The 13,085-nt window shown below is 65.5% G+C and carries 12 protein-coding genes; 7 read left to right on the top strand and 5 right to left on the bottom strand.

The features are described from left to right. The first annotated feature begins 222 nt into the window (after window positions 1-222). Window positions 223-750, top strand: a complete 528-nt coding sequence (locus tag VH569_RS06215; RefSeq protein ID WP_423314596.1) for a hypothetical protein — start codon at window positions 223-225, stop codon at window positions 748-750. A 168-nt stretch (window positions 751-918) separates the two neighbouring features. Here VH569_RS06215 and nifK read toward each other — a convergent pair whose 3' ends face one another. The 3 genes from nifK to nifH form a co-directional block, all read right to left on the bottom strand. Then, window positions 919-2,478, bottom strand: a complete 1,560-nt coding sequence (gene nifK, locus VH569_RS06210) for a nitrogenase molybdenum-iron protein subunit beta (RefSeq protein WP_423314595.1) — start codon at window positions 2,476-2,478, stop codon at window positions 919-921. Between the two features lie 31 nt (window positions 2,479-2,509). After that, window positions 2,510-3,949 carry a nitrogenase molybdenum-iron protein alpha chain gene (gene nifD, locus VH569_RS06205; RefSeq protein WP_098740340.1) on the bottom strand — a complete coding sequence of 480 codons (1,440 nt, stop codon included), beginning with the start codon at window positions 3,947-3,949 and terminating at the stop codon, window positions 2,510-2,512. Window positions 3,950-4,133: 184 nt separating this feature from the next. Then, the gene (nifH, locus tag VH569_RS06200; RefSeq protein ID WP_098740339.1) at window positions 4,134-5,030 is read right to left on the bottom strand and encodes a nitrogenase iron protein; all 897 of its coding nucleotides are present in this window, start codon (window positions 5,028-5,030) and stop codon (window positions 4,134-4,136) included. Window positions 5,031-5,512: 482 nt separating this feature from the next. Here nifH and VH569_RS06195 point away from each other — a divergent pair, with 482 nt between their 5' ends. Next, entirely contained in the window at window positions 5,513-6,379 is an 867-nt protein-coding gene (locus VH569_RS06195; protein ID WP_423314594.1) for a hypothetical protein, read from the top strand. 118 nt (window positions 6,380-6,497) lie between these two features. Here the strand turns inward: VH569_RS06195 and VH569_RS06190 are convergent, their stop codons facing one another. Beyond that, entirely contained in the window at window positions 6,498-7,796 is a 1,299-nt protein-coding gene (locus VH569_RS06190; RefSeq protein ID WP_423314593.1) for a hypothetical protein, read from the bottom strand. A 185-nt stretch (window positions 7,797-7,981) separates the two neighbouring features. On the opposite strand from VH569_RS06190, the gene VH569_RS06185 reads away from it, so the two are divergent. From VH569_RS06185 to VH569_RS06175, 3 genes are all read left to right on the top strand, one after another. Beyond that, the gene (locus VH569_RS06185; protein ID WP_423314592.1) at window positions 7,982-8,872 is read left to right on the top strand and encodes an NAD(+)--dinitrogen-reductase ADP-D-ribosyltransferase; all 891 of its coding nucleotides are present in this window, start codon (window positions 7,982-7,984) and stop codon (window positions 8,870-8,872) included. Window positions 8,873-8,978: 106 nt separating this feature from the next. Then, window positions 8,979-9,872 (top strand): ADP-ribosyl-[dinitrogen reductase] hydrolase, encoded by an 894-nt coding sequence (gene draG, locus VH569_RS06180; RefSeq protein WP_423314802.1) that lies wholly within the window; start codon window positions 8,979-8,981, stop codon window positions 9,870-9,872. A 2-nt stretch (window positions 9,873-9,874) separates the two neighbouring features. Beyond that, the gene (locus tag VH569_RS06175; protein WP_423314591.1) at window positions 9,875-10,306 is read left to right on the top strand and encodes an ArsC/Spx/MgsR family protein; all 432 of its coding nucleotides are present in this window, start codon (window positions 9,875-9,877) and stop codon (window positions 10,304-10,306) included. A 97-nt stretch (window positions 10,307-10,403) separates the two neighbouring features. Here the strand turns inward: VH569_RS06175 and VH569_RS06170 are convergent, their stop codons facing one another. Further along, on the bottom strand, window positions 10,404-11,231 hold the full coding sequence (locus VH569_RS06170) for a hypothetical protein (RefSeq protein ID WP_423314590.1): 828 nt from the start codon (window positions 11,229-11,231) through the stop codon (window positions 10,404-10,406). Between the two features lie 263 nt (window positions 11,232-11,494). Here VH569_RS06170 and VH569_RS06165 point away from each other — a divergent pair, with 263 nt between their 5' ends. Continuing rightward, the gene (locus VH569_RS06165; RefSeq protein WP_423314589.1) at window positions 11,495-12,265 is read left to right on the top strand and encodes a class II glutamine amidotransferase; all 771 of its coding nucleotides are present in this window, start codon (window positions 11,495-11,497) and stop codon (window positions 12,263-12,265) included. Between the two features lie 146 nt (window positions 12,266-12,411). Continuing rightward, window positions 12,412-13,035: an FMN-dependent NADH-azoreductase gene (locus VH569_RS06160; RefSeq protein WP_109050556.1), complete on the top strand. Its 624-nt coding sequence runs from the start codon at window positions 12,412-12,414 to the stop codon at window positions 13,033-13,035. Window positions 13,036-13,085: the final 50 nt, after the last annotated feature.

Genomic DNA, 13,085 nt, shown 5'->3' with positions numbered 1-13,085 from the left:
CTCTCCCATCCTGGCGCCGGAAATGGCTTTGCATCGGTGTGATGCAGGGGGCGTGCCAGTGATTAAGTCTTTGGCAAACAACGATTGTCTGGTTTTCCAGCCCTGTCCGATAGCTGACAATCGGCGACTCCGCTCCGGGGGCTTGTCGGGTGTCGCACATGTCGCGCAGGGGGTGGGGAGGGCCGGCCGTATCAGGACGGTTCGAACGGGTGGAAAACAACGATGCGACGGATCGGCAGGCGCTGGCGATATGCGGCCGCGATGATGGCGGTGCTGGCGGCAGTCCCCGCCGCGGCGGCACAGGACGGCGCGGTGATCCGGCTGGCCCAGGAACCGGGGGGTGAGATCGGCGTCGCGTGCCGTTTCCTCGACCTCGACCGACGCCCGGTTCCACCGGAGGCCGGGATGCTGTGCGATGCCGCCGCCGACCTCGTCGGCCGGAAGGCCGGCGGTTACGGCAAGGCGGTGGTTCGCCTCGGCCTGCGCGCGGTAACGCCCGATGCCGAACCGGCGGAGACGCCGCCTGCCGTCGATGGCCCGATCCTGCTGGTCGTCCTCGAAGGCCGCCAGGACTGGAGCGGCGGCACCCGCCCCCGTCTGCTGCTGCGCGCCCGTCCGGTCCGCGACGGCATGGCCGCCCCGTCGGTCGGATTGCCGCCGGCTTCGATCGAGCTGGGCGGCGAGGGCTGGCAGGCGGCGGCCGACCGCGCACTGGAGCGGGTGGTCGGCTTCGCGCTGCGCGATGGCTGAGCTATGAACAAAAGAAACATATCGACAAAAGAAACCCGGAGCGCGCCGTTGCCGACGCTCTCCGGGCTGGGGAGGTTGCCGCCGGGCTGGGGGATGGAAATCCCGGCCCGGCGGTTGGGCTGAACCGATGCCTTTGGAACGAAACCTGAAGCGCCAGCGGCGTGCCGGTCAGCGGATCAGGTCGAACGAGTAGTCGGTCTGGCCGACGATGTTGGTGTTGGCGTCGATGTCCTCGAAGATCCGGTCCAGGATCCGCACCAGCACGTTCAGCGCGCCCTGGTAGCCCCAGGTCGGATAGCGGTGGTGGTGGTGGCGGTCGAAGATCGGGTAGGTCAGGCGGATCAGCGGAACCTTGGTGTCGCGCTCCAGATACTTGCCGTAGCTGTTGCCGATGATGTAGTCCACCTTGTCGGTGAAGATCAGCGAGCGCAGGTGCCACAGATCCTTGCCGCCATGGGCCTTGCCCGAGGCGCCGAAGGGCGAGCCGTCCAGCACCTTCTGGACCTGCTTCTCCCACTTCTTGGAGCCCGACGTCGACAGGATGTGCACCGGCTCCGCACCCAGCTCCAGCAGGAACTTGGACATGCCCAGGCAGAAGTCCGGGTCGCCGTAGACGGCGAAGCGCTTGCCGTGCATGTGGGTGTGGCTGTCGGCGATGGCGTCGACCAGACGGCCGCGCTCCAGCTTCAGGCTGGCCGGGACCGGCTTGCCCGACAGTTCCGCCAGCTTCAGCAGCAGCTCGTCGGTGCCGGTGACACCCATCGGGTAGTTGAACTTGGCGACTTCCTGGCCCTTCTCCTTGCAGAATTGCAGGGTCTGGTTGGTGTTATACTCCTGCATGGAGATGGTGGCCTTGGCGTGCAGGGCCTCCTTGGTCTCCTCGATGGTGGTGCCGCCGTCATACATGCGGTACTCGCCATCCATCGGCGTGTCGAAATTGTCGGACACGTCGGACAGGATTTGCAGCTTCACGCCGAATTCGCCGGCGATGCGCTTCAGTTCGCGGTTGTTGCCGACGGCGAAGCCGTCGAAGCCGGGGATCAGGTTGATCTGCTCGGTCTTGGGCGTGTCGAAATTCTCCGACGTGCCCCAGAAGTTGGTCAGGATGCCCTTGATCATGTTGTCGTAGCCGACGATGTGGCTGCCGACGAAGGCCGGGGTGTGGGCGTAGGGCACCGGGAAGTCGGCCGGAACGCTGTCCTTGGTCTTCGCGTTGGCGATGAAACCCTGGAGATCGTCGCCGATCACCTCGGCCATGCAGGTCGTCATCACCGCGATCATCTTCGGCTTGTAGAGCGCATAGGCGTTCGCCAGACCGTCGATCATGTTGTTCAGGCCGCCGAACACCGCCGCGTCTTCGGTCATCGACGAGGAGACCGCGCTGTTCGGCTCCTTGAAGTGGCGGGTCAGGTGGGTGCGGTAATAGGCGACGCAGCCCTGGGAGCCGTGGACGAAGGGCAGGGTGCCTTCGAAGCCCTGGGCGGCGAACATCGCGCCGATCGGCTGGCAGGCCTTGGTCGGGTTGATGACGACCGCTTCACGGGCGAAGTTCTTCGCCTTGTACTCTTCGGACTTGGTCCATTCCGACACGCGGGCGACTTCCTCGTCCGAATGGCCGTACTCGAACTCGGTCTTCTTCTTCTCGAACATCGCCGCATATTCGGGCTGCCGGAAGAGGGTGTAATGGTCGAGGACCTTGTCGGCGCTCTGCGAAAGCTTGTCGGTCATTCTCAAATTCTCCTGTTCCAGAGGCCGATGGTCAGAACGGGGCCTTCATCACGCCCCAGACGGGGTTGTTGATGGCCAGGTCCATGTCGCGGGCGAAGATCGCGAAGCCGTCATAGCCGTGGTACGGGCCGGAATAATCCCAGCTGTGCATCTGGCGGAACGGCAGGCCCATCTTCTGGAACACATACTTTTCCTTGATGCCCGACGCGACGAGGTCGGGACGCATCGCCTCGACGAACTTCTCCAGTTCGAACGCGGTGACGTCGTCGTAGATCAGCGTGCCTTCCTTCACATAGTGCTGCGTGCGCTGATAATCGTCGTTGTGGGCGAACTCGTAGCCGGTGCCGGTGATCTCCATGCCGAGGTCATGGTAGGCATCGACGACGTGGCGGGGACGCAGGCCGCCGACGTAGATCATGACCTTCTTGCCTTCGAGCCGCGGCTTGTACTTGGCGATGACCGCATCGACCATCGGCTGGTAGCGGGCGATGACCTTCTCGGCGTTCTCCTTGATCTTGTCGTCGAAGAGAGCGGCGATCTTGCGCAGGGATTCGGCGATCTGGCTCGGGCCGAAGAAGTTGTATTCCATCCACGGAATATTGAACTTCTCTTCCATGTGGCGCGCGATGTAGTTCATCGAGCGGTAGCAGTGGATCAGGTTGACCTTGGCCTTCGGCGTGTTCTCCAGCTCGGCGAGCGTGCCGTCGCCCGACCACTGGGCGATCACGCGCAGGCCGATCTCCTCCAGCAGGATGCGGGACGACCAGGCGTCGCCGCCGATGTTGTAGTCGCCGATGATGGTGACGTCATAGGGGGTGGAGACGAAGCCGGCCTTGGGTTCCGTCTTCTCGAACACCCAGTCGCGGATGGCGTCGTTGGCGATGTGGTGGCCCAGCGACTGGGACACGCCGCGGAAGCCTTCGCAGCGCACGGGGATGACCGGCTTGCCGATTTCCGCCGACTTGGCGCGGGCGACAGCCTCGATGTCGTCGCCGATCAGGCCGATCGGGCATTCCGACTGGATCGAGATGCCGTTCACCAGCGGGAACAGCTCGTTGATTTCCTCGATGACCTTGTGCAGCTTCTTGTCGCCGCCGAAGACGATGTCCTTCTCCTGGAAGTCGGAGGTGAAGTGCATCGTGCCCCAGCTGTCCACACCGGTGTCGCCGATGTAGTAGTTGCGGCGGCCGGACCAGGAGTAATAGCCGCAGCCGACCGGACCGTGGGAGATGTGGATCATGTCCTTGATCGGACCCCACACCACGCCCTTGGAACCGGCATAGGCGCAGCCGCGGATGGTCATGACGCCGGGGATGGACTTGACGTTCGACTTGACGCCGCAGTCCTTGGCCTCGGCCTCCAGCACGTTCAGGTGCTTGGCGCGGCGCTTGCGGGATTTTTCGGGATAGGCTTCGAGGACTTCGTTGACGAGGTTCTTGACGTCGACCGTGGTGTTCTCGGACAGGCTCATAGCCGGCCTCCTGCTTGAATATTCCGCGCCACTTCAGCGCGTGACCGAGCCCCTCCCTCCCACGCCGTCGCCCCTATGGTGGTTGGGTCGGCGTTGTGCGGGGCTGGGGATGGGGCCAGTGTTCAGGCGGTCCCCCCTGCGCGGCGGCAGGGGGGCCGGTAGGCAACCGTCGCTACGCCCGGGGTCAGGCGCCGGCCTTCGCCGCTTCCTTGGCGGCCAGCTCGGCGAGCTGCTGCTCCTCGGTCTTCATGATGCCGAAGTCCATCAGCATCTCTTCCAGCTCTTCCATGGTGATCGGGGTGGGGATGCAACCCTGGCCGGAATTCGCATGGATCTTGTTGGCGAGCGCGCGGTATTCGCCGGCCTGCTTGCTGTCCGGGGCGTACTCGATGACCGTCATGCGGCGCAGCTCGGCGTGCTGGACGATGTTGTCGCGCGGCACGAAGTGGATCAGCTTGGAGCCCAGGCGCTTGGCCAGCGCGTCGGCCAGATCCCATTCCTTGTCGGTCTGGCGCTCGTTGCAGATCAGGCCGCCGAGACGGACGCCGCCGCTGTGCGCGTACTTCAGGATGCCCTTGGCGATGTTGTTGGCGGCGTACAGCGCCATCATCTCGCCGGACATGACGATGTAGATTTCCTGGGCCTTGTTCTCGCGGATCGGCATGGCGAAGCCGCCACACACCACGTCGCCCAGCACGTCGTAGGACACATAGTCCACGTCGTCGTAGGCGCCGTTCTCTTCCAGGAAGTTGATCGAGGTGATGACGCCGCGGCCGGCGCAGCCGACCCCCGGCTCCGGACCACCGGACTCGACGCACTTGATGTTCTTGTAGCCGATCTTGAGGACGTCCTCGAGCTCCAGATCCTCGACCGAACCGGCCTCGGCGGCCAGGTGCAGGACGGTGTCCTGGGCCTTTGCATGCAGGATCAGGCGGGTCGAGTCGGCTTTCGGATCGCAGCCGACGATCAGGATCTTCTGATCCAGCTCGACCAGCGCGGCCAGCGTGTTCTGAGAGGTGGTGGACTTGCCGATACCGCCCTTGCCGTAAAAGGCGATCTGACGCAGAGGCGCTTTGGCCATGTGGGTCGCTCCTGTGCTTGGGTCGTGGAGGTTTGCTTCGATCCGGTGCGGCCGGTTCGTGGCCGCTTCGGATTTCATGGATTGCACGACCCGTGCCAGAATGTGGTTATTCAATAAGTGATTGATAAATATAAGATTATTTGAGAGCGCGAAGGGTGCGGAGGTTTGTCGTGGTCCCGACACACACGACAAAGCCCGACATTTTGTCGGGACTCTCGCGAAGGCCGGACGCCTATGGGGTGAAGAGGCGATCGCTGTCGGATCTGGTGGCCTCGCGACGGATGCGACATCGGTTGCGATGGCGGCAATACCTCGTGAATTACGGAGCGATCCTTCCGAATGCCTATATCCAGGCTATGTGGAAGGCCGCCCCCCTGCAACTGAATCACACATGACTGTGCACGCGAAACGTGAAAAAACATTCTCGGGCGGCGATCTGTCCGCGCACGGGAATGGACACGTCTGGGGTGGAGGGGGCAGTTATGGCGAACGGAATCGGCATCGACATTGTCATCATCAAGAAGAACGGCACCGCCGACGTTGGCGCCAGTGCTTTTGCGGAGGTTGCGGAAACGATGCGCTTCGCGTTGCGCCGTCTGGGGGCCGATGCGGAGATCGCCATCAACAAACTCAAGCGTCAGCGACGCGCCATCATTCTGGGCGCCATCGACCTGACGCCGGAGGAAGGCAGCCGCTTGCCGGACACGTGCATCCTTTACAATCTGGAACAGATCCGCACGCTGCATCCGCGCAACGCCCATTACTTGGATCTGCTGCGCCGATGCCCGGTTTGGGACTACAGCCACCGCAACATTGCCGATCTGGCCGGGATGGGCATCCATGCGCGCCATGTTCCCATCGGGCATATGGACGAGATGAGCCGGATCCCGAACAGCTCATCCCCCGGCATCGATGTGCTGTTCTATGGTGCCGTGAACCAGCGCCGCAGCGCGATCCTCGACGCGCTGGGCAGGCGTGGCCTGACCGTGGTCAGCCTTGAACATTATTACGGGGCGCTCCGCGACCAATTCGTCGCCGACGCGAAGCTGATTCTGAACCTGCATTACTACGAGGCCGGCATTTTCGAGATCGTGCGCGTTTCCCACATGCTGTCGAACCGCAAGGCGGTGCTGACCGAACGTCATCCCGACACCGAGATAGACCCCGACCTGCTGGGCGGCCTGGCCTTCGCCCCTTACGAAGGGCTCGTCGAGGCGGCCTGTGGGCTGATTGCCGATGACGCGCGGCGGGAAGCCCTGGCGGAAGCGGGATGGCGGTGCATGAGGCGACGCGACGCGGTGGAGGCCATACGGGGGGTGGTGGAGGGGTTGGAACTTGCGTACGTTTAGATCCGATCGCCGAACATAAGGCCATGGCGCCTTGAAGAGCGGTCGCTCATTCCCCGCCGTGCCTTTCGCGAACCGGCCAACATGCCGCGGTGGAAGCCAGCTGCAGATACCGTGCGTGTCAGCCGTTGTGCGCCAGCGCCTCGCTGGCCATAACCAGATGCATGGCCAGTTCCTCCACCGCCTCGTCGCGGTTCATGTCGTAGAGCAGCTGGGCCAGGAGTCGGCCGCGCGCCAACAGCCGGCGGGCGAGGGCAGGATCGGCGGGCTTCGCCAGCAGCGCCTCGACCAGACGCTCGCCGGTCAGGCGGGCGAGAGCGTCGCAGCGGTCGACCAGCCGCTGCTTCAGCGTGTCCACGGCAGCCGGGCGGCCGACGTGGGTCAGGTCGGCGCAGAAGTGATGCAGGCTGCGCAGTTGCCGCAGCAATGCCGCGAACAGCAGATCGTCCAGCTCGCCGCCGGCCGCGGCCTTGCCGACAAGGTCGAACAACGTGTCGGAAAGGCGCCACGCCGCCGACAGCCAGTCGTTCATCGCCTTGCGGTCGGCCGGCTCGACGAAGGGGCCGGACTCCTCCTTCGTCTCCTCCTGGTCGTCCAGATTGCGCAGTGCGATGACGATCAGCCCGTCGGCCTGGGCCAGGGTGGCGAGGCTGGCATGCAGCGTCTTCAGCCCGCGGTCGGCGACGAAGCCCTCGATAGCCTCGGTGGCGCGGCGCAGGGAATAGCGGGCCAGCCGCCGCGATTGATAGATGACGTCCTGCAAGGCGCCGGCACCTCCCAGCGCCTCCAGCGCCATCCGCCGCACCTCGAAGCGCAGCAGGGCGCGGGCCAGCCGGTCGATGCCGCCGACGTCGATGGGGCGGCTGTCCCTGGTCAGTGCGTCGGCGGTGGCGCGGGCATCGGCCCCGATGGCGGCGACGACGGCCTGGAGATGGCCCTTGCCGGCGCCGCGCATCCGGCCGACCAGTGCCCGCATCGCTTCGGCAAGGTCGACGGCGCCCGGCAGGCTGTCCTCATGATCGGTGCGGCCGGCCACCAGCCGGTCGATCAGATGGTCGCGCACCCCCGGCAGCAGCACGTCGGTGACGATCTGCCCGATCGGCCGCAGCAGCGCGTCGACCATCTGCCCCTGCGGCTTGCCGACCAATGCCGGCAGCGGGTTGACCGGCTTGGGCACCAGACGCGGCCGGTGCGGTTCCAGGATTTCCAGCACCGTGTCGCCACGCAGGGGGGTGATCGTGCCGCGCAGAAGCTGGGCCAGCCGCAGGGCGGTCCGGGCCTCCGCCACGCCGCGCGGCGGACCGCTGATGGTCGTTGTTTCGGCCGGCGTGCGGGCAGGCACCTGGGCAGGCACTGGGGTGGGCAGCGGCGGAGTGCGCCGGCGCCGGCTGTCGTCGTACTTGGTCGGCCAGAAGGCCATGCGGGTGCCGCCGGATCGTAAGCGTCGCTGTACAGAGTATGGGGACGGATCGTTCGGGTTCAAATGGACAATGTTGCGACATGCGGCGACGCGCCTTGGCCGGTTGCGGCGGTGAAGGCTTGGCATGCGCCGGCTTATACAATATCCATATAAGAAGTAATGGCATTGCGGCGGAGCGTGACGGCGTGGCGGACGGGGTGGTGACGAGCGATGCGGCGGGGCGGACGCCGGAGTCCGGCATAACGCCCGATTCACCGCTGGCGTTGCGCGCCCACCGCACCAACCTCGTCAATGTGCCGGCCGCCGCCCTGTGCGGCGAAGCCTACAACGACGAACCGCGGCGCCTGCGTATCGGCGCCACCCGCAGCGAACATGCCGCCTTGTTCGAAGCACTGGACGAGTGCCGCGACGCACCGACGGCCTCCGACATCTTCCAGCGCCATATGGCCGCGGTGTTCGGGGTGAACCCCGACTTCTCCGGGGCCGATGGGCCGGACGGCAGGCGGCGTTTCCGCGCCAGCTATCTGCGCCTGCTGAAAGGCTGGATGTTCGACAGCAACCGGGCGGAAGGGGCGGTTCTGAAGGGCTGGGTGGAGAGCCGTTTCGGCCTGCTGCCGACCTTCCACGGCGAGCCGATCCGCCGCTTCGCCTCCGAGGCCTGGGCGGCCTATGGCGAGCAGAAGCAGTCGACCCGCTTCCACAACAACAACATCCACCTGCAACTCGACCTTCTGTACGAGTTCTGCCAGTGGACGATCCGCCGCGGCTGGCCCGACGCGCCGATGCCCAACTGGGCCTCGCACATCCGGCTCTTCCGCGGCGTCAACGATTTCGAGGAACACCACATCGTTGCCCGGCCGGACAAGCGCACCGCGGTGCTGCGGCTGAACAACCTGTGTTCCTTTTCCATCAACCGCGACATCGCCGGCCAGTTCGGCGACTACATCCTCGATGCGTGGGTGCCGCTGCCCAAGGTCGTCTTCTTCCGCGACATCCTGCCGCGCTACCCTTTCCAGGGCGAAGGAGAATATCTGGTGATCGGCGGGGACTATCGCGTGGGTGTGTCGCTTCTCTGACAACCTCACGTCCGGCGGCGGCTTGCGGGCCGTCCGCGGGATGCACCAGGAAGGGACGGACCCTGTGCCCGACCGCATGACCGATCCGACGAGTCTGACGCCTGACATCCGCTCCCCCCAGATTCGATCCAGGGCGCTCGGCGCCTATCTCGGCCTCGCCTGCGGCGATGCGCTGGGGGCGACGGTGGAGTTCCTGACCAAGGGCGAGATCGCCCACCAGTATGGCGTCCACAAGCACATCAAGGGCGGCGGCTGGCTGAAGCTGGCGGCCGGGCAGGTGACAGACGACACCGAGATGTCGCTCCATCTCGGCCGCGCCATCCTGTCCGGGCCGGAGTGGGAGGCCCGCCGCGCCGCCGAGGAGTTCGCCATCTGGCTGAAGTCGGTGCCGGTCGATGTCGGCGACACGACACGCCGCGGCATCCGCCGCTTCATCATGAATGGCACGCTGGAGGAGCCGGAGTCGGAATACCATGCCGGCAACGGGGCGGCGATGCGGAACCTGCCGGTGGCGCTGGCGACGCTGGGCGACGATGCGGCCTTCGAGCGCTGGTCGGTGGAGCAGTCGCACGTCACCCACTGCAACCAGCTGTCCGATTCCGCGGTGATCGCGCTGGGCCGGATGGTGCGGCGGCTGGTGCTGGGCGGCGGCATCGTCGCTGCACGCGAAGAGGCGAACGCCCTGATCGCCAGGCATCGCCAGTTCAAGTTCGAACCCTACCGCGGCCTGTCGACCGCCTTCATCGTCGATACGGTGCAGACCGTCTTCCACTATTACTTCCAGACGGATTCGGTCGAATCCTGCGTGGTGGAGACGGTCAACCAGGGCGGCGACGCCGACACCACCGGCGCCATCGCCGGCATGCTGGCGGGGGCCACCTATGGCGTGGAGTCGATCCCGCCGCGCTGGCTGCGCAAGCTGGACCGCGAGGTCCATGACGAGATCTGTCAGCAAACCGACGCGCTGCTGGCCCGCGCGCCGCTGTTCGGAGGGAAATGACCATGGCCGACGTGATCTTCTTCGAAAAGCCCGGCTGCGGCGGCAATGCCCGGCAGAAGGCCCTGCTGGAGCAGGCCGGCCACCGCGTCGTCGCTCGCGACCTGCTGAGCGAGCCCTGGACGCCCGGGACGCTCCGCCCCTTCTTTGGCGACCGTCCGGTGGCCGACTGGTTCAACCGCGCCGCCCCGGCGGTGAAGAATGGCGAAGTGGTGCCCGAGACACTGGACGAGGCCGCGGCGCTGACCGCGATGGTCGAACGCCCGCTGCTGATCCGCCGCCCTCTGATGCAGGTCGGCGACCGCCGCGACTGCGGGTTCGAGACCGACCGGGTCGACGCCTGGATCGGGCTGGGTGGCGCACCGGCACAGAAGATGGAAGGGTGCCTGCGGCCGGACATGCCGCCCTGTCCCGCTCCGAAAACCAGCGGCGACTGAGCCCGCCCCGCTCCAAGGCGCCGGGTTGCGGCGCCTTGGGTGTGACCGTGCGGCAGCGGCTGGCCCGTCATGCCGGCCTGCGTCGGAATCTTCCGCGTCAGGCGACCTTCGCGGCCGTCATGTAGGTGTAGGTGCTGCCGCCCATCAGGCTGAGCGTCCCGCCCGATGCCTGGGCGGTATAGAATTCCAGATAATCGCTGGTTCCGTTCAGATAGATCAGATCGGAAACGGCAACTGTCTGCATGGAGTTGGCGCCGGGACCATATTCGGCCCGGCTGACCACCGAACCGTTCTTGTAGATCGCCGCGTTGAGTTGGACATTGCCGGCGGACAAGGTGAAAGCGCACTGGAGGAAGAGGCTGTAATAGCCGGCGACCGTCGGTTTGAACCAGCTGTTGGTGGTGTCGAAGCCGCCGCCGACATTGATCGGGGCGTCGTTGAACAGCACCTTCTGCAACGACCCGTTGACGATACCGGTCTGGTCGGTGGTGCGGCCGGCTCGGCAGGCAACCGGGGTGGCGGCGGTGGCGGCCGCATCCGCCAGCACGCGCTCGTCGAAGATCGCGTCGGCCGTGATCGCCGGCATGGTCGACGTCAGGAAGATCCGTGCGCAGGGGAAGCTGTTGGCCGGAATGGCGGGCGGAGCCATGCTGCCGTCGGCGCCGGAAACCACCGAGATCAGGCCGGTGGCGCGATCAATCACGATCCGGTCCACCCGGACGCTGGCGGGACGGACGAAGGCGGGCGTGGATTGGGTGCCGGTCTCCACCAGCACGCCGCTTTTCAGCAAGGCGCCGGGATCGATGGTGACCGTCATGTTCGTGGGGCTTTGCGGATGGGGGGCGAAGGGAGCCGCCATGCGCTGGGCGACCTGCCAGTTGGCGTTCTGCCAAGCGTCGCCGATAAGGGTGAAAGTCTGCGTCATCCTGCTTCTCCATAAGCGGCATCGGCTTCCGATGATCGGAACCAAGGTTTATTTACCTATATGCAGGATGATAGTCATTGAAGCATTATTTGGAAAATTTAGCTTTTCCAATATGTTATCGTTTGCCGACACATCGCTTGGCTTTGTTCATCGACGAGGTTCTCCAATCCGGTCGCCCTACCGCCGTCAACGCGTGACCTTGCGCACGGCCTGTCGTAGCTTGTCGCTCCCTAGGGCGACGACAAGCGGCAGACGAGGACATCATGTGCGAACTCCTGGGCATGAGCGCCAACGTGCCCACGGACATCTGCTTCAGCTTCGCCGGCCTGATGCGCCGCGGCGGGCAGACCGGGCCGCACCGCGACGGCTGGGGCATCGCCTTCTATGAGGGGAAGGGATGCCGTACCTTCCACGACCCGGCCCCCAGTGCCGAGTCGGAGATCGCCCGGCTGGTCAGCCGCTATTCGATCAAGTCCTGCACGGTGATCTCGCACATCCGCCGCGCCAACCGCGGCCGGGTGTCGCTGGAGAACACCCACCCCTTCACCCGCGAGCTGTGGGGGCGGGTTTGGACCTTCGCCCACAACGGTCAGTTGAAGGGCATCAAGGACCGCATCCTGACCTTCTACGAGCCGGTCGGCAGCACCGACAGCGAGCATGCCTTCTGCTGGCTGCTCGACCAGATCCGCATGCAGTATCCGGAGCCGCCGAAGACGACCACCGGGCTGATGAAGCTGATCCGCCATCTGGCAGCCGATCTGGGCACGCTGGGCGTCTTCAACATGCTGCTCAGCGACGGGCGCTATCTGTGGTGCCACTGCGCCACCAACCTCGCCTGGCTGACCCGCAAGGCTCCCTTCGGTGCCGCGACCCTGCTCGATGCCGACATGAGCGTCGACTTCTCCCAGGAGACGACGCCCAACGACGTCGTCACCGTCATCGCCACCCGGCCGCTGACCAGGGACGAGGCCTGGACGGTGATGCAGCCGGGCCAGATGGCGGTCTTCCGCAGCGGGGCGCTGGTGACGCGCTGATCCGGTTGGAGCCGGTCGATTGTTGCTTCTCCGGAGACGATCTATCGCGCAGAACCCGGCTTAACCGCTGGAAAAGTTAGGGGCATCTTGGGCGTCAGAACCCGGCCGGAGAAGACGGCCGCAACAACCAAGAGGCTCCTTCCGTCATGACCACGATCCTGCATGTCGACTCCAGCCCGCTCGGCACCTTCTCCGTCACCCGCCAGCTGACCGCCTCCATCGTCGAGGCTCTGGTGAAGGCCGACCCGGCCGCCACCGTCGTCACCCGCGACGTCGCCGCCAACCCGCCGGCCCATCTCGACGGCGAACTGCTGCCGGTCCTCAAGCTCGGTGTTGTCGATGGGCTGAGCGAGCGTCAGCGCGAAGAGCTGGCCTTGACCAATGTCCTGCTCGACGAGTTCCTGGCCGCCGACGTCGTCGTGGTCGGCGCGCCGATGTACAACTTCTCCGTCCCGACCCAGCTGAAGGCCTGGATCGACCGCCTTGCCCAGGCCGGCCGCACCTTCCGCTACACCGAGAAGGGTCCCGAGGGTCTGGCCGGCGGCAAGCGCGTGATCGTGGCCTCGGGCCGTGGCGGCGTCTATTCCACCAACCCGGCGCTGGCCGGTCTGGACCATCAGGAGGCTTATCTGCGCTCGGTGTTCGGCTTCTTCGGCATCACCGACGTGACCTTCATCCGCGCCGAGGGCGTCAGCATGGGTCCGGAAGCCAAAGACAAGGCGCTGGCCGCCGCGACCAAGGAAATCGAGAGCCTGCTGGCCGCCGCCTGAGGCCTGAGTCTAAGACTGAGATGGGGGGCGGGTCTCGTACCCGCCCCCAT

The sequence above is a fragment of the Azospirillum sp. 11R-A genome (genome assembly GCF_049472615.1).
GTDB classification, from domain to species: domain Bacteria; phylum Pseudomonadota; class Alphaproteobacteria; order Azospirillales; family Azospirillaceae; genus Azospirillum; species Azospirillum palustre.
This window is presented reverse-complemented; position numbering and strand designations above follow the sequence as displayed.